This is a genomic window from Nocardia niigatensis NBRC 100131 (assembly GCF_000308655.1).
Lineage (GTDB): Bacteria > Actinomycetota > Actinomycetes > Mycobacteriales > Mycobacteriaceae > Nocardia > Nocardia niigatensis.
Genome location: NZ_BAGC01000035.1, coordinates 158,709 through 174,066, shown reverse-complemented (window position 1 = coordinate 174,066; position 15,358 = coordinate 158,709). Strand labels below are relative to the sequence as shown.

At 67.4% G+C, this 15,358-nt stretch carries 15 protein-coding genes; 6 read left to right on the top strand and 9 right to left on the bottom strand.

What is annotated here, in order from left to right:
- Positions 1–29 precede the first annotated feature (29 nt).
- Both ON33_RS10360 and ON33_RS10355 read right to left on the bottom strand, forming a co-directional pair.
- Positions 30–530, bottom strand: coding sequence for an Lrp/AsnC family transcriptional regulator (locus tag ON33_RS10360; protein WP_051151903.1), 501 nt, complete (start codon positions 528–530; stop codon positions 30–32).
- Between the two features lie 341 nt (positions 531–871).
- Positions 872–2,152, bottom strand: coding sequence for an ATP-binding protein (locus ON33_RS10355; protein ID WP_040857785.1), 1,281 nt, complete (start codon positions 2,150–2,152; stop codon positions 872–874).
- A 403-nt stretch (positions 2,153–2,555) separates the two neighbouring features.
- On the opposite strand from ON33_RS10355, the gene ON33_RS41080 reads away from it, so the two are divergent.
- Positions 2,556–2,708: a hypothetical protein gene (locus ON33_RS41080; protein ID WP_157184470.1), complete on the top strand. Its 153-nt coding sequence runs from the start codon at positions 2,556–2,558 to the stop codon at positions 2,706–2,708.
- A gap of 538 nt (positions 2,709–3,246) precedes the next feature.
- Here the strand turns inward: ON33_RS41080 and ON33_RS10350 are convergent.
- The 5 genes from ON33_RS10350 to ON33_RS10330 all read right to left on the bottom strand — a co-directional run bounded on the left by ON33_RS10350 (position 3,247) and on the right by ON33_RS10330 (position 9,101).
- A complete protein-coding gene (locus ON33_RS10350) occupies positions 3,247–4,005 on the bottom strand; it encodes a slipin family protein (RefSeq protein WP_040857783.1) in 759 nt (252 codons plus the stop codon).
- Positions 4,002–4,568 (bottom strand): hypothetical protein, encoded by a 567-nt coding sequence (locus ON33_RS38105; RefSeq protein ID WP_157184469.1) that lies wholly within the window; start codon positions 4,566–4,568, stop codon positions 4,002–4,004. The genes ON33_RS10350 and ON33_RS38105 overlap by 4 nt, the downstream gene beginning before the upstream one ends.
- A complete protein-coding gene (locus tag ON33_RS10340; protein ID WP_051151867.1) occupies positions 4,565–6,895 on the bottom strand; it encodes a nitric-oxide reductase large subunit in 2,331 nt (776 codons plus the stop codon). The genes ON33_RS38105 and ON33_RS10340 overlap by 4 nt, the downstream gene beginning before the upstream one ends.
- Entirely contained in the window at positions 6,885–7,061 is a 177-nt protein-coding gene (locus ON33_RS10335; RefSeq protein WP_157184468.1) for a hypothetical protein, read from the bottom strand. The genes ON33_RS10340 and ON33_RS10335 overlap by 11 nt, the downstream gene beginning before the upstream one ends.
- A gap of 288 nt (positions 7,062–7,349) precedes the next feature.
- Positions 7,350–9,101 carry a sensor histidine kinase gene (locus ON33_RS10330; RefSeq protein WP_083868804.1) on the bottom strand — a complete coding sequence of 584 codons (1,752 nt, stop codon included), beginning with the start codon at positions 9,099–9,101 and terminating at the stop codon, positions 7,350–7,352.
- A gap of 94 nt (positions 9,102–9,195) precedes the next feature.
- Between ON33_RS10330 and ON33_RS41075 the strand changes: the two genes are divergently transcribed.
- Both ON33_RS41075 and ON33_RS10325 read left to right on the top strand, forming a co-directional pair.
- A complete protein-coding gene (locus ON33_RS41075; RefSeq protein WP_157184467.1) occupies positions 9,196–9,357 on the top strand; it encodes a hypothetical protein in 162 nt (53 codons plus the stop codon).
- Positions 9,358–10,545: 1,188 nt separating this feature from the next.
- Positions 10,546–10,968, top strand: coding sequence for a CBS domain-containing protein (locus ON33_RS10325; protein WP_040857778.1), 423 nt, complete (start codon positions 10,546–10,548; stop codon positions 10,966–10,968).
- Between the two features lie 455 nt (positions 10,969–11,423).
- On the opposite strand, the gene ON33_RS10320 is transcribed toward ON33_RS10325, so the two are convergent.
- Positions 11,424–12,035: a TetR/AcrR family transcriptional regulator gene (locus ON33_RS10320; protein WP_174391504.1), complete on the bottom strand. Its 612-nt coding sequence runs from the start codon at positions 12,033–12,035 to the stop codon at positions 11,424–11,426.
- 234 nt (positions 12,036–12,269) lie between these two features.
- On the opposite strand from ON33_RS10320, the gene ON33_RS10315 reads away from it, so the two are divergent.
- Positions 12,270–12,644, top strand: a complete 375-nt coding sequence (locus ON33_RS10315; RefSeq protein ID WP_040857774.1) for a nitroreductase family deazaflavin-dependent oxidoreductase — start codon at positions 12,270–12,272, stop codon at positions 12,642–12,644.
- 308 nt (positions 12,645–12,952) lie between these two features.
- Entirely contained in the window at positions 12,953–13,864 is a 912-nt protein-coding gene (locus ON33_RS10310; RefSeq protein ID WP_051151866.1) for an EamA family transporter, read from the top strand.
- Positions 13,865–13,938: 74 nt separating this feature from the next.
- On the opposite strand, the gene ON33_RS10305 is transcribed toward ON33_RS10310, so the two are convergent.
- Entirely contained in the window at positions 13,939–14,760 is an 822-nt protein-coding gene (locus ON33_RS10305; RefSeq protein WP_040857772.1) for an acyl-CoA thioesterase, read from the bottom strand.
- Between the two features lie 199 nt (positions 14,761–14,959).
- On the opposite strand from ON33_RS10305, the gene ON33_RS10300 reads away from it, so the two are divergent.
- Positions 14,960–15,169 carry a hypothetical protein gene (locus ON33_RS10300; protein WP_040857770.1) on the top strand — a complete coding sequence of 70 codons (210 nt, stop codon included), beginning with the start codon at positions 14,960–14,962 and terminating at the stop codon, positions 15,167–15,169.
- Positions 15,170–15,358 lie beyond the last annotated feature (189 nt).

Below are 15,358 nucleotides of genomic sequence, written 5' to 3'. Positions count from 1 at the left end.
ACCGGCGGCGCTCGGCATCGCGCCGCCGGTCAGGAGGCGGCGCGATGCCCGGGCCGGACGTGCTCGAAGATCAGGATCGTCTCCGTGGACGCGACGGCGGGATGCCCGCTCAGATGGTCCAGCACGAAGGTTCGCAGCTCACCGGAGTCTGCGGTGGCGACATGGATCAGGTAATCGTCGGCCCCGGCAATGAAATACACGTTCTCGACCTCGGGCAGCGCGGCCATCTGCTCACCGAATTCGGCGAGCTGGCCGCGCGCTGTGGCGTGCACCCGCACCGCGATCATGGCCTGCAGATCGCGACCGAGCGCGGCCGGGTCGATATCGGCGTGGAACCCGCGGATCACCCCGTGTTCCACCAGCGCTCGCACCCGGCCCAGGCAGGTCGAGGGTGCTATCCCCGCCGCCGCGGCCAGCGCATTGTTGGTCATACGCCCGTCCCGGGCCAGCTCGTCGAGCAGCAGCCGGTCGGTGGCATCCAGGGGAATGGCCCCACCCGGGGCGTTCGATCCTGAAGAAACCTTCTTCATGGAGGAACCGTACCGAACTTCCTTCATGCGGGAGGGGTGGATCGGGTGAAAATTCACACCTCAGCGGTCACTGGCCGCCCACCACCCCGACGCGCCTGAGTCGGTTCGTTCTCCTGAATAGCGGCCGCGTGGGTCGCACGCTGCACTCGGCACGAAGGGGCGGGCGATGCCTGACAGCACAGTCCGGTACCTACGGGCTGCTGCTCTACCGCGTGTTGATTTCTGCCGTGGATAGCAGCGACGACCCCGACAATTCGAACGTGGGTGGTTCTTCCTGCTCAACGTCGACGATCGGGGGTCGACCGCCCGACCGTGTGCCCGGCCTATTGGGGCACACTGTTTCACAGTCGGGTGTAGTCCCGCTGGTCCTGCTCGAACGTGATCAGGATTTCCGGTGTCAGGGTCGGGCGGGTATTCGCGACCGCGATCAGGTAGTCCTCGGTGGTCGCGGGTACGTCGGTGCTGTCGCGCACTGCGCGTTCGAACGCGGACTGCGCGCCTGCACGGGCTGCGTATTCAATGTCAGCGGGGGTGAATTGCGCTGTGGCGCACACCAAACGGTCGACGTCGATGGTCTCGGCGGCGGGGCCGAGATATCGCCGCCAGATCGCGTTCCGTGCCGGTGCGTCCGGAGGGCCGACCGGAATCACGTAATCGAATCGACCGGGTCGCAGGAATGCCGAGTCCAATGAGCGGACCGAGTTCGTCGCGCAGATCAGCAGGCGACTGTAGTCCTCGCGGAACGTCGGTATCAGCTTGAGCAGCTCGTTGGTGACTCCGTGCGCAGGGCTTGTCGCCGTGCCCGAACGCGTGCCTGCGATCTCCTCCACCTCATCGATGAACAGCAGCAGCTCATCGAGTTCGGCCAGGTCGGCGAATGCCTCGCGCAGCGAGGCCGCGAGTCCACCCGTCGCTGCGGCGGCCAGCCGGGAGGGAAACAATTCGACAAACGGCCAACCAAGTCGGGACGCGACCGCTTTCGCGAAACTGGTCTTGCCGGTCCCCGGTGGCCCGAACAGGATGACGCTCTTGGGCGGCAAGACCCGATAGCGCTCGGCCACATCGGGATTCGCCAAAGGCAACACGATCCGGCGTTCGATGATCTCCTTCTCCCGTTCCATCCCAGCCATCGACTGCCACAGTCCCGGTGGAAGCAGCCGCCCGCCCAGTTCGGTCAGCAGGGTGGACTGCGCGGGCGCCAGTGGTTCCAGCAGCTCGTAATAGACGAGGCCCGTCCGGCGCGAGTACCCGGAATTCTCGAACGCCGCAGATCCGGTGGCGCCCTCGGGGACGAGGGTGCAGATCCGCCGCACGCCGTTCGACCGCAGGCGCCGCTCCAGTTCGGCAAGCAGTGCGCTGCCGATACCGCGCCGCCGCCACTGCGCCGCCAGCGCCACCAGCAGGACCCAGGCCCGCTCGCCATGGATCTGGGCGACCGCCATCCCGACCATTTCGTCGCCGACCTCGGCGACCACCGCCGACTCCCGAGCTCGCGCGGCCGCCATCACCTCCGCCAGCGCGAACACCGGCTCGTCCCCGGTTGGCAGACGGCTCTGCTCCCAGATCTGGATCCCCTGATCCAGATCATCGTCACGGAACTCGCGTACTCGCCATACCGGCATAGATCTACCTATCCGCCCCCCGTGAGGTGCTCAGGGTGGTCGATGGGAAGGTCGAGCCCAGTGGTCCGAGCCAGGCGTCGAGGCCGACTGGGGCCGCATGCCGGTACGGCAGCGTGCCAGGACCTCGGCCGGTCAGCGAGCGAGCGGCCGGGGTCCGTCCGAACAGCTTGCCCAGGCTGCGTGGGCGGGGTGTGGGCTGGTTGCCGGTTCCCTGTCCGGCGATGGTGCCGGGTGCCGGTTCCCTGTCCGGCGATGGTGCCGGGTGCACCGGGTGCGACACCGGTGGTGCCTGTGTGGGTTGAGTAGAGCGTCCTGGCGGGTGGCTTCGAGTTCCCCAGCGGGCGGCGCGTCCGCGGCGGGTGTCGGCCGGTAACAGGCCCAGCCCGGCGATTCCGGTCAATGCATGATCGCTGCCGCCGTTGCCGAATACTCCCACGACGCCGACGAGCACGGTGACGATGAGGATGACGAGCCCGACGATGACCATCATGACGATCCCTCGGATCTGTTGATGTTCCCAGTACACGCCGAGCAAATCCCGATGTCAAAGCTGTAGGCCAACAGAATTGGAAGGCATGCGAGCGAGAGGAGTGCTCCGGCGCTTTTGGGCCGCTGCCACAGATGACTCGCGGATTCGGCACCTCCTGTCGGAGAGGGCCCGTGGGGCCCGCACAGCTGAAGAGTCACGCTAAGCCCGGCCGCCGCAGATAATTTCCGGAGTTGGCATCGCCCGTGCGCTGCATTCGCCCAGGTCGGCATCTGGGTTACCGCAGGCAATGGGCGCTTATCTGCGGTAACTCCCAGGGTTGCGTCCAATAGCGTGGTGTAGCAGCAGCGATCGGCGGCGGCGAGCGGGTGGTGCGAGCGTTCGCCGATCACGCGGACGCCTTCCCATGGCATTGAACGGCACAGCATGTCGACGAATGGCTTGGTGACCTGCGGGCGGTGTGTAACGCGAAGCGACCGCCGCCGAGGTCGACGAGGCGGCCTGGGCGGCACAGGCTCTCGGCGGGCACGTGCTCGAGCACTACTCCACCCCTGATCATCCTGAAACGCGCTGCCGCCTGAATGACCACAGCCGGCCACACCTCACCTCATTGGAGTGTCTTGGAGCGCAGTACGCGTTTGAGTGGTTCGGTGAGATCGACGGGCATCGGGAAGACGACCGTGGAACGGCCTTCGGCTCCCAGTTCCCCGAGTGCCTGCAGGTAGCGTAGTTGGAGGCCGGCCGGGGTCGCGGCCAGCAATTGGGCTGCGTCGCGGGTGTTTTCGGCGGCCTCGACCTCGCCGCGGGAGTGGATGATGCGGGCCCGGCGTTCGCGTTCGGCCTCCGCCTGGCGGGCGATGGCGCGCTGCATGGCCTCCGGGATCTCGACGTCCTTGATCTCGATCAGGGCGACCTTCACGCCCCACGGTTCGGTCTGCTCGTCGATGATCTTCTGCAGGTTGCTGTTGATCTGGTCGCGCTCGGACAGCAGGGTGTCGAGGTCCTCGCGGCCGAGCACGGAACGCAGTGTGGTCTGGGCGATCTGGGAGGTGGCGACGGCGTGGTTCTCCACCTCGATGACGCTGCGGACCGCGTCGATGACGCGAAAGTACGCGACGGCGTTGACCCGGACCGGCACATTGTCGCGGCTGATGGCTTCCTGCGGTGGGATGGTGAGTGTGATGGTGCGCAGGTCGACACGCACCATGCGATCGACGAGGGGAATCAACGCCACCATGCCCGGACCACGCAGCGGGCGCAATCGGCCCAGCCGGAACACCACGGCCCGCTCATATTCGCGCAGAATCCGCAGGCTCGACACCGGGAGCAGCAGGGCGGCGGCCACGGCCGCAGCGACGCCGATCATGAACACCGGGAACTCCTTTCGGCCACCGGAACTCCGGCGGGGAAGTCGGCGGGCGTGTGCCGAAAATGGGCGGTCAGAACGAAGGCGGCGCACACCCAGCCGAGTGTGATCGGCGCCAGCGCAATCAGATCCGTGGACGTGGGATGCATGGCCGCCGCGATGATCAGGAACGCGGCGGCCAGCACGATCAGCACCAACGCGATCCCCCGATGGAAACGACCGGCCTCCGAATGCGGCCAGGGGTCGACGGCCTTGGTGATCTCCCGGCCCGCAGCGGAGTCGGTGCAGTCGCGCTTCTCAGGGCAAGCGTTGCATACCGACGGACGTGCCCGATAGCGGATCAGGCGGGCCCGGTCGTCGATGCTGTGCGGCCACAACGGCTCATTCGCCGGGCACACCCAGTAGTCGTGTTCGGGGAGATACCGGAATCCGGCATTGCGATGCCGATCGGAGCGCCGATGGATCTGCCGCGCCAGCAGATCCAGGCCGAATGCGGTGGCGATGAGCAGCATCGCGTACCCGCCCATCAGCAGTGTCTCGACCGCCGGGTGCACCACCATCATCGGCTCTCGTTGCCGGTCAGCTCCACCAGTTCGTCGGCGGGCACCTCCCGTGCCGCGCCGGTGATCTTCGTACTCTCCGGCGGTGGCGTTCCGCCCGTGCCGCGGTATTTCACGGCCAGCCACATGATCCACGCCAACGGCGCGATACCGCCGGCGATGAACAGGATGTCGCCCGGCATGCGCAGCCATTCCAGCACCGAATTGGCGTTGCTTTGAATGTAATTCAGCTCCCGCGCCTCGTAGTATCCACTGTCGACGGCCTTGTAGAGCTGCAGGATTCCGATCGGCAGCAGGGTGGCGAACACCATCCACGCCAGCCCGATGTTCAACGACCAGAACGAGATTCTCGCCAGCCTGTCCGGCCATTTGTCGGCCGGAATCATATAGCGCACGCAGAACAGCGCGAAGGCGCAGGCGAGCATGCCGTAGACGCCCATCATCGCCGCGTGCGAGTGGTTGGCGGTGAGCGCGGTGCCGATCTCGTAATAGGACACGATCGGCAGGTTGATCAGGAACCCGAAGATGCCCGCGCCCAAGAAGTTCCAGAATCCGACCGCGACCAGGAACATGACCGCCCACCGGTGCGGGAACTGCGCGGCCGACCGCGACTCCTGCTTCGACCCCAATTGCAGGAAGCTCCACGCCTCCACGGTGAGGAAGGTCAGCGGGACCACCTCCAGCGCGGAGAACACCGCACCGAGTGCCATGTGCTCCACCGGAGTTCCGTTGAAGTACAGGTGATGCATGGTGCCGATCACCCCGCCCGCGGAATACAGGATGATGTCGAGATAGATGACGATCATGCCGACCCGCTCACGCACCACCCCGAGCAGGACGAACATATAGGCGACCATGACGGTGGTGAACAGTTCCAGGAAGTCCTCCACCCACAGGTGTACCACCCAGAACCGCCAGAACTCGGTGTGGGTGAAGTTGTCGCCCGGCCTCGCCAGCAGCCCGACCGCGTAGACCACCGGAATGGCGAGCGCGGCGAGGAAGAACAGCCACGGCATATTGCCCTTGTGCTCGTCTGCCAGCCGCCCGCGTAACCCGCGCCACAGGATCCCCGCCCAGATGGCCAGCCCGGCCACCAGCAGGAGCTGCCAGACACGGGCCAGGTCGAGGAAGGTGAATTGCTGTGCGGCGAAGAAGTTGCCGTACGACACCTTGCCGTGGATGCTCAGCGCCTCGCAGATCAGGCTGCCGAACACCACCACCGCCACCGCCCCGAGCAGGACATACGACAACCGGCCCTGCCCGCGCGGTTCGCGCCGGGCGATCAAGGGCGCCAAGAAGATTCCCGCGGCGAGGAACGCCGCCACCACCCAGAACAGCGCCAGCTGCAGATGCCAGGTGCGAGTCAGGTTGTAGGGCAGGATCTTCGCCAGATCGAAGCCGAAGAAACTGGTGACATCCGCGCGGTAGTGTTCGGTAGCGGCGCCGAGCAGGCTCTGCGCACCGAACAGAATCACCATGATCGCGAAATACCATCGGGTGGAGCGTTGCCCGGGGGTCAGCGCTACTTCGCCGGGCGCCCGGAACGACAAGGTGGCCGCCTCTCGGCCCTTCCACCCGAGCCGGTAACCCCAGCGGCCGAAGGCGGCGAACAACAGCCCGATCCCGCCCAGCAGTGCGATGAGCGAGACAACGCTCCAAACCACCACATTCGCGGTGGGGGCATTGCCGACCCGAGGTTCCGCCGGCCAGGAATTGGTGTAGGAGTAGTCGTGACCCGGACGATGCGCCGCCGACATCCACGCCGTCCACGAGAAGAAGGCGGTCAGATCGTGGATCTGCGCTCGATCGGTGAGCAGCTCCGGCCGCAGCCCCAACCCGGTTCCGGTGCGGCCGAACACGTCGGCGTAATGGTCGGCAAGACGTCCGAACGCCTGCGCCTGCTCAGTGCTGTAGACCAGCACACCGGTGTTCTCGTCGAAGCGATTGGCCTGGAAATCGGCGAGCACGCGCGCCCGCGCCCGATCGTCGTTCCCCAACTGCTCCAGCGCGAGATCCGTCGACCGGCGCAGATAGTCGGCGGTGTAATCCGGTCCCAGCCACGCGCCGTGCCCGAGGATCGACCCGTACTGCATGAGACCCGCCGCCAGGAAAATCTGCTGACCGTGTTTGACATCGTCGGCGGTGAACAGCGTCTGGCCGGTCGGCGACTGCACACGTTCGGGAATCGGGGCCGAACCGGAATAGGTCCGGTACGCCAGCAACCCCATCACCAAGAACCCGAACATCGCGACCAGCACGCACGCCTGAATCCATCCCCTACCGACGAGCAATTGCCGCTTCGTCTCGCCGCCCACCTTCTCACTGCTCACGCTCGGTCCTCCGTTTGATGAGAACTCGCTGATCGCCGAACCGTTCGCCGTTCGCTCCGGCGCCCAGTGGAATCTTGGAGGTACCACGCCAATACGTGTGGCAACTTTCCAGCGTGTCGCCCAAACAGGCGATTGCCCGGGCCTCGCCGATCTGGTTCGAGTACATCGGCCACACCCCACCCCGCGCGCCGACCAGATCGTCCTGTGCGGCAACCCCAGGACTCACCGCCCACTACCAGTCGGATCGAGTCGATGTTTCACATCCGGTACCAACAGCGTGCCGACCCGGCCGCCGCCATCGAGGAGGGCTCGCGGCCCACGCACGCCGGCATCGGGCTCGATCGATCCGACCCCTCACCACGCTGCGCGGGCCTGGTTTTCGACCATGCGGGTCGCGAGACCCGCCGGGCAGTTCAGCGGATGGTCTGCGCTCGGACCGATCCCACGGTTGGGTTCACAGTGGGGCCGACCAGTGCACGCGGGTGCCGGGCCCGTGGAGGCCGGTAGCGGTGGCGGGGCCGAGTTCGCAGTGTCCGCCGGCAGTGTGGGCTCGGTGGGTGAGGTTGGTCAGGCCGCTGGGGGTCAGCCCGTCGGGTAGGCCGCATCCGTTGTCCTCGACGACGATCACCAGATCGTCGTTCACGGTGAGTTCGACGGTGAGGGTGTCGGCGCCGGAGTGGCGGACCGCGTTGGAGACCGCTTCGCGGACAACGGCTTCGGCGTGGTCGGCCAGTGTCGCGTCGACGACGTCGAGGGGGCCGGTGATGCGGACGCTGGTGTGCAGGCTGGTGTCGGCGGTGTGGCGGCGGATGAGCTCGTCGAGGCGTTGGCGCAGCCGGGTGGGTCCGTTGCCGTCGTGCAGGTCGAACACGGAGGTGCGGATTTCGGTGATGACGGTCTGCAACTCGTCGATGTGGTCGGAGAGGCGTTGGCGGACCTCGGGGTTGCGGGTGCGGGCGGCGGTGCCCTGGGCGGCCATGCCGATCGCGAACAACCGCTGCAGGACGTGGTCGTGCAGGTCGCGGGCGATGCGGTCGCGGTCGGCGAGCACGTCCAGCTCCCGCATTCGTTGCTGGGCTGCCGCCAGTTGCATGGCCAGTGCGGCTTGGCCGGCGAATGCCTCGGTCAGCTCCGCGGTCTCGCGCGGGTAGGGCAGGGCGTCGCCGCGCTGGACCACGAGCAGCCCGAGGGTGGCCTCGCCGGTGTGCAGCGGCAGCACCAGCGCGGGGCCCGCTCCGATCGGCAATTCCCCGGCATCGACGTCTGCGGTGGTGTCGTCCAGGTGTAGTGGTGTCGCCGAGGCCAGTGCTCGGGCCAGGATCGTGCCCGTGATCGGGATGCGTTCGCCGCGGTGGGTGTGGCCGGGCCCGGACCATTCGGCGATGGCCAGCTCGGTGGCCTCGCCGACGGGCAGGTCCGGGTCGGGCAGGACCGCCAGCCACGCGTACTGGGAGTCGGACAGGGTACGGACTCGGTCGACGACCTGCCCGAGCACGGTGTCGGGGGTGGCGGTGGCCAGGAAGGCGGTGGTGAGGTCGCGGGTGGCCGCGATCCATGCTTGCCGGGCCTGCGCCGTCTCATAGAGGCGGGCGTTGTCGATCGCGACACCGGCTGCGGCCGCCAGCGCGGCGACGATGACCTCGTCGTCCTCGGTGAACGGCATTCCGTTGTCCTTCTCGGTCAGATACAGGTTGCCGAAGATCTCCCCGCGGATGCGCACCGGCATGCCGAGGAAGGTGCGCATCGGCGGGTGCCCGGGCGGGAACCCCACCGAGTCGGGATGATCGGCGAGATTATCGAGGCGGATCGCCTTGGGTTGGGCGAACAGCAACCCGAGCACGCCCCTGCCTTCGGGCAGGTTCCCGATGGCTTCGGCGGTGTCGGCGTCGATGCCTTCGTGGATGAACCGGGCCAGCTGCCCGTCGGGGCCGCGTACCCCCAGCGCGCCGTAGTGGGCGTCCACCAGCGTGATCGCGGTGCGCACGATCCGGCGCAGGGTGTCCTCCAGATCCAGGCCCGTGGTCACGGCGAGCATCGCCTCCACCAGGCCGTCGACTCGGTCACGGGCGTCGATGATCTCCGCGACGCGGTCGCGCACCTCGGCGAGCAGTTCGCGTAACCGCAACTGCGACAGCGTCTCTCGAATCATGCCACCGCCGGTGCCGGTGTCACCGTGGTCGTTGCGAGCGTCAGTCGGACCTGACATAACCGCAGCACCCCTTCCTTGACCAGTCACTGGTCAGTAGACCAGTCTAGGGTCCAAGGCCCCTTTGTCGCAGAGACCAACGAATCAATCTTGGGTGAATACTTCTCAGCGGGAACCAGCACCCCCTGCCGCCGCACAGCAGCACCCGGTTGCCGTGGTCGCGGCGGAGGGGAAGCCGGTCACCGAAACCCTTGGCGGCACCGGCACATTCAGCGACAACAACACCGTCTACCGCATCCCGTTGGTACACACCTGAATCTGACGAGATGGCACCAATGGTGGGCAGCGGCACGCCTGCAGCGGTGATTCCGCCGTCGTCTGAATCCAGCAGAGGGTCCCTGGAAGCAGACACTCCGCATGTCGAGTCGTGTACCGAGCTGTGCGGTCCGGGAAGTTCGATCTCGGCTGATGTCCGGGGATGGCCAGGGCTCGGGCCGCGGCATGTCGATGCCCACGCCGCTCCGGGCCGGCTGCCGGCCACCGCGGGGGTCGCCTCGGCTACGTGCCCGCGCGGGGACATTCCTCGAGCCGCACCCTCGCCGCGCGGGTCACCGGGGACCACAGCGGCACAGGTGTTCCCTGGCTCGACGCGGGTGCGGTCAGCCTGCGGTGATGCCGATCGGGCAGCGGTCGAATCACGGTCCGTGCCAGGACCGGTCATTCCGTATCCCTGGCGATGGTCACGCAGAATTGGGGCGCTTCGCGGGATGCATGACCTCGTGCCACCACGATTCGAGCCGACTCGGCTCCGGCCAGCGCACCACTGGCACATCGTCATCGGAACCGCTGGTGATGGTGGGTGGCGTCGGACGCCGTTTTCCCGGCCGGCGAGCGTGCCTGTCGCCGCGTGGTTCAGGTGGTGTTTCTGTCATGACGTGCCTCCGAATCTGTGCCCGACGCCGGGTCTCACCGGGCGGGCTGGATTCTCAGCTCGCGGCGGCGGTGTACGCCGAGGTCGACCGCGCGCTAGGAACGCCACGAAGGCCCAGGGGCAATGCCGAGGGGTCTGCGCCCACCGCAAAGGGGGCCGACGTGCGCCATAGTAGGCATTCAAGGTCAACAGCAGGCTACGTTCGAGCCGATTCCTGGGGACTACATCCGAAATCGCACCCCGGAACGCACCGCCACCAGTCGCCCGCAGTCGTCGTGGGCTGCGACAAGCAGCGACCCGAAGACCTCGCTGCTGGTGTTGCCGGTCGGCCGGCCGACCGGCAACACCAGCGGAGCGTCGCAGCAGGAGCATGCGTCACGCCTGCCACCGCCCGGCCCGGTAGGTGCTGTCCACGCGCTTGCCGATCACGCCCTCGAACACTGCCGCGAAAGATACCGAATGGTCGCATTATTGTGATGCTCCGGAATCTCGTACCCCTCGCGCTGTTCGCGCAGAATTTAGGGCGCTTCACCCCCCATTGATCAGCACGTCCGGACATGAGGAGGCAGCCCTATGACCACGGCACGAGACATCATGAGACCCGGTGCCCAGTGGATATCGCAGGATGAGACCGTCGGCAAAGCAGCACAGGTGATGGCCGAGCTCGGCGTCGGATCGGTGGTCGTCGCCGATGAGAACGAACGGATGGTCGGCATCATCACCGACCGAGATATCGCGGTGAAGTGCGTTGCCCAGGGGCTGTCGCCGGAGACCACCCGAGCCCATGCGCTGTGCGAGGCCACGCCGCGCTGGGTCGCCGACGACGCCGACATCTCCGAAGTACTCGGGTCGATGGAAAGCCACCGGGTCAAGCGCATGCCGGTGATCGACGGCCACAAGCGCATGGTCGGCATGATCAGCGAGGCGGACCTGGCGCGGCACCTCGACGAACACGCACTCTGCGAATTCGTCACCGCCATCTACGGACGGGCTTGAGCCACAAGACCGATCAGGGGCCATAGATGGCTCGTGCGACTCCGATGAAGATTGGGCGGCCCGGACGCTGCGGGAAAGGCGTCCGGGCCAGGCCCGGAAAGTGGTTGCCAGCGCCGCGGCCTGCCGGGCGCTGACCGGTGGGGTGTCCGGGGATCGGCGGGCGGTGTAGATCGCGATCTGTGAACACTGCGGGGGTCGTCGGCCTGGTGCTCGCTCGGTCCGGCACGCCCTGCATCAACCGATCCGGACCAACCGGCGAACCGGTCACCTCTCAGTGTGAAACACCCACGCCGCCAACGTATCCCACCAATCCGGGGCAGCTGCGGGCACCTGCGGGGCCCGGCCGGGCCGACAATACGTGGTGCGGGTGGATCGGCCGGCGAGCACGTGGCCGCGGGGTGCAGGCGGCGGCGAGGTACCGCGGAACGTGATTCGAACCCGTGCACGACCCAGCGCTACTGCCGGAGAGCTTCGAGCGCATCGAGTATCAGATTCAGGCCGTACGCGAATTCGCCGGTGTGGTCGTAGCCCGGCCGCAGAGCATGGTCGACGATCATCTCGCGCAGGTACGGCAGTTGATCCGGCGGCACGCGTTCGAGGACGTCGCCCGCGACGTTTTCGACATCGGCGGGCGTCGTCACCGGCAGGTTCGCCTCTTGGAGAACGTAGCCGTTGGTATAGCTGTCGATGAGCGAGACGGCGTGCGCAGCCATCGGCAGCGAGAAGCCCGCCCCACGAAGCACACCGAGGACCGCGTCGTGATGGCGTAGCGTAGCCGGGCCCGGGTTGCGCCGGGAGTCCATGAGCCCGAGCGCCCAGCTGTGCCGCGACAGGATCTCTCGCGCGGAAAAGGCCCGGACACGAATCGCGTCACGCCAATCGCCGCCTTCGGCCGCGGGCAGCTCGATCGCGGCGAACACCGCATCGACCACACCGTCCAGGACCGCGTCCTTGTTCGGTACGTGGTGATACAGCGACATCGCCTCCACGCCCAGCTCCTGCGCCACCCGGCGCATCGTGATCGATTCCACGCCGCCGCGATCCGCGACTCGGATTGCGGCCTCCATTACGCGGTCCCTGCTCAGTGGTCGAGGTGGTCGTGACACGGCGGCTCCCGAGATGAGGTGTTGACAGGCTTACAAGCGTAAGACACCCTTACGGGTGTAAGTCCTACTTACGCCCGTAAGGCAGTCGATGTCGAGCCGGGCGCCGTCCTCGTCACCGTATTCGGCCCGGTGGCGATGGCGCTCTACCGTCGCGAACGCTGAGATGAAACACCGCACGAGAGAAGGAGATTCACCATGCCGATGCCGAAATGGTGGGGGCGCGTGAACAAGCGGGTGTTCAACCCGCGTGCGATCGCGAGCGGGAAGTGGCCGGTGTTGACGCACGTCGGCCGCATCTCCGGCGCGACATACCACACTCCGCTGGACGCGTATCCCGTCGACGGAGGCTACCTCTTCATCCCCGTGTACGGATCGGGCTCGGACTGGGTGCGCAATGTCCTGGCGGCGGGCGGGGCCAGACTCCGGATCGATGGGAACGAGGTGGAGCTCACCGCGCCGCGTTTGGTCGGGGTGGACGAAGCATTCCAGGCTTTCCTCGACGAGTCAGCGCGTCCACCGCGCTGGCTCCGAATCACCGAGTTCCTCCGTATGGATGTGGTCGCGCACTGATCGTTCGCACAAGTGCCGACGTCGTCCCCGCGCGCCCTCGGCCTTCCATCGAACGCGGTGGGCCAGGATCGCGCTGACCTGCCGATCGAATGTCGCGATTCCAGGATGCTCGGATTCTTGCGGCTGTTGGGTAGTCTCGGCCCATGGGTACGTTCTGGCACTCCGTCACGCCGCCGCCGGCCGCCTGATCGGGCGCAGCGGCAGATTTTCGTTTCGCGCTCCGGCTGACCCCTCCGGGTAGGCCGGATTCGTCGTGCGCCCGTTTCGATTCCTTCCCCCTTCGGAATTCGACGACGGAGTACTCGACAGTGTCCGAACGCATCTCCACGCGCACTCCTGCACACACCTCCTCGACCTCCTGGCGCGGCAGCGCGCCGATTCTCGCCGCCTCGGTGCTGTGGGGCAGCACCGGTACGGCGGCCTCGCTGCTCCCGGCCGGAATATCCGCTGCCGCAATCGGTTCGGCCGGATTGGTCCTCGGCGGACTGTTGTTGTTCCTCACCGGCTGCGGGCACCGAATGCGAGCCTCGGCGGCGGAGCGCTCGCTGCTGATCCTCGGCGCCTGTGCGGTGGCCGGGTACCCGGTCACCTTCTATCCGGCCGTGGCCCGCACCGGCGTCGCCGTGGCCACGGTCATCGCTCTCGGGAGCGCCCCGGTCTTCGCGGGCCTGCTGGCCTGGCCGACCGGACCCCGTCGGCCGGCCGCGCGCTGGTGTGTGGCCACCGGAATGGCCGTAATCGGTTGCGCCGTACTGGTCATCGGCCCGAGGTTCGGCGCCGATGTGGCGATCGATCTGCTGGGCGTGCTGCTCGCGGCCTGCGCCGGCCTCAGCTACGCCGTCTACTCGTTGATCGGCGGCACCCTCATAGCGCGCGGTCACGCCTCCGGCTCGGTCATGGGCGCCATGTTCGGTCTCGCTGCCGTCCTGGTCCTGCCCGTGGTCGCGACGTGCGACCCGATCTGGCTGACCACTCCACGCGGCGCGGTGGTCGCCCTGCACCTGGCGCTCTTCACGACGTTCCTCGCCTACCGCCTGTTCGGATACGGCCTGCGGCACACCACCGTCGCGGCCGCCACCACCCTCACCCTCGCCGAGCCCGCGGTCGCCGCCCTCCTCGGCGTCACCGTCGTCGGCGAGCGGCTTCCCATCCTGTCCTGGTGTGGCCTGGTCGTGCTGGGTGCGGGTCTGGCCGTCCTGACATTTCCCGTCAAACGCTGAAAGGCGCTGCTCACCAAGCACTTCCATGGCAGCGCTCGCTCATCGCGGTCCGGCGCGGCAGATTCGCCCCGGCGTCAGTCCTTGAAGTACACGAGTTGGTGGCTGGTGGCCAGCGCGGTGCCCTGCTCGGTCCACAGGTGGGCCGACTGGTCGAAGAAGCCATTGCCGAAGTGCTGTGCCCGGGCGGTCGCCAGGACGAACCGTCCCGGATCCGCCTGCGGGTCCAGCTCGGCGTGGAAATAGACCGTGAGGGAGACGGTTCCGGCGGGCACCATGCGGCCCAGGCGCAGCATGACGCGCGGGAAGAAGATGTCGCTCATCGCCGCAACGGCCGGGTAGTCCAGCGTGCGAGCGGGCGTGTCCCGAACCCACAGGGTGGAGGTGGAGGTCGAGGCCGGCGCGGCGTCACCCGCGAACGGGCCACGGCCGGCCACGAACCGCATCTCGTAATTGCCCAGCCACGCAGGAGTTTCCGGCAGCTCGGCCACTTCGAGGGCGTCCGGCGCGGGCGCGTCGGGCGGGGCGATCTCGGTGTCGGACCAGGTCGGGCGACGCAGCGCGCACACGACGGTCGCGGTGGTGGCCACGGTGTCGTCCTGGCGCATGGTCACCATCCAGTGCTGGGTGGTGCGATTGGTCCGTACTGGCTCGGCCTCGATGGTGAATGCCCCTGTCGCGACGGGCCCGGCGTAATTGACCGTCAGCGACAGCGGGCTGCCCGCGCAGCGCTGATCGTCGAGCACGGCCCGCAGCATGGTGGCCGCCGTGATTCCGCCGAAGGGGCCCACCATGTTCGAGTACTCGACGCTGGTGTGGCCGAGGAAGCGGCCCTCCCCGTCCGGCTCCAGCGTGGTGGCGGCATCGAACGGGTGCTCGAGGGCTGTGGTCGACCCCAAGGCGAAATCTCCTTCGAACAGGTGCGTATTCGTGCGCGCGAGCGCGTGGCTCTCCGTCTCGCCGGAGAATAGCCTGCCCCGACTATAACGACCGTTATATCGGACCGGTGGGCGGGGACCCGCCCGGCATGGAATCGCCCGGCCGCGACACGAATTCGAGATCTATTGCCTGGCCGATGCCCGTGGTTACAGCCGGCCTATGACGGTTCACGCCACGCTTGCCGCCCGCGGCCTCCTGCTCGACATGGACAGCACCCTCGTGAATTTGCACGGCCGCCAGGGTTGGGCAACCATGGCCGACCGGACCGCGGCGCCGACCAGCCGCCCCGTCCAGGCACGGGCCGCCAAAGCCCATAGGACCGCGAGAATTCCGGTGAAAGCCAGCGCGAAGGTCACGCCGCGAGATTAGCCCGCCGCGGATACGGCACGAGCGGGCCCAGCAGCGGTTCATCACGGGATCTCCACATTTCCCGCGGTTCTGCTGCATGCTCGGCAGTTGCTGTCGTCGGTGACGGGAGGGACGGCGGCATCGGGGGACGCAGAGGTGAGCGAAATCGCATCCGCGACAGCGGAATTAGCGGGATTCTGGCGGGCGGGC

Excerpts from the sequence above, each read along its gene's own strand:
- ON33_RS10355 (WP_040857785.1), bottom strand. The coding sequence starts at position 2,152 with ATGCCGGTATGGCGAGTACGCGAGTTCCGTGACGATGATCTGGATCAG.
- ON33_RS10330 (WP_083868804.1), bottom strand. The coding sequence starts at position 9,101 with ATGTCAGGTCCGACTGACGCTCGCAACGACCACGGTGACACCGGCACC.
- ON33_RS10315 (WP_040857774.1), top strand. The coding sequence starts at position 12,270 with ATGCCGATGCCGAAATGGTGGGGGCGCGTGAACAAGCGGGTGTTCAAC.
- ON33_RS10350 (WP_040857783.1), bottom strand. The coding sequence starts at position 4,005 with ATGATCGGCGTCGCTGCGGCCGTGGCCGCCGCCCTGCTGCTCCCGGTG.
- ON33_RS10360 (WP_051151903.1), bottom strand. The coding sequence starts at position 530 with ATGAAGAAGGTTTCTTCAGGATCGAACGCCCCGGGTGGGGCCATTCCC.
- ON33_RS10325 (WP_040857778.1), top strand. The coding sequence starts at position 10,546 with ATGACCACGGCACGAGACATCATGAGACCCGGTGCCCAGTGGATATCG.
- ON33_RS38105 (WP_157184469.1), bottom strand. The coding sequence starts at position 4,568 with ATGATGGTGGTGCACCCGGCGGTCGAGACACTGCTGATGGGCGGGTAC.
- ON33_RS41080 (WP_157184470.1), top strand. The coding sequence starts at position 2,556 with ATGATCGCTGCCGCCGTTGCCGAATACTCCCACGACGCCGACGAGCAC.
- ON33_RS10335 (WP_157184468.1), bottom strand. The coding sequence starts at position 7,061 with ATGTACTCGAACCAGATCGGCGAGGCCCGGGCAATCGCCTGTTTGGGC.
- ON33_RS10300 (WP_040857770.1), top strand. The coding sequence starts at position 14,960 with ATGACGGTTCACGCCACGCTTGCCGCCCGCGGCCTCCTGCTCGACATG.
- ON33_RS10320 (WP_174391504.1), bottom strand. The coding sequence starts at position 12,035 with ATGGAGGCCGCAATCCGAGTCGCGGATCGCGGCGGCGTGGAATCGATC.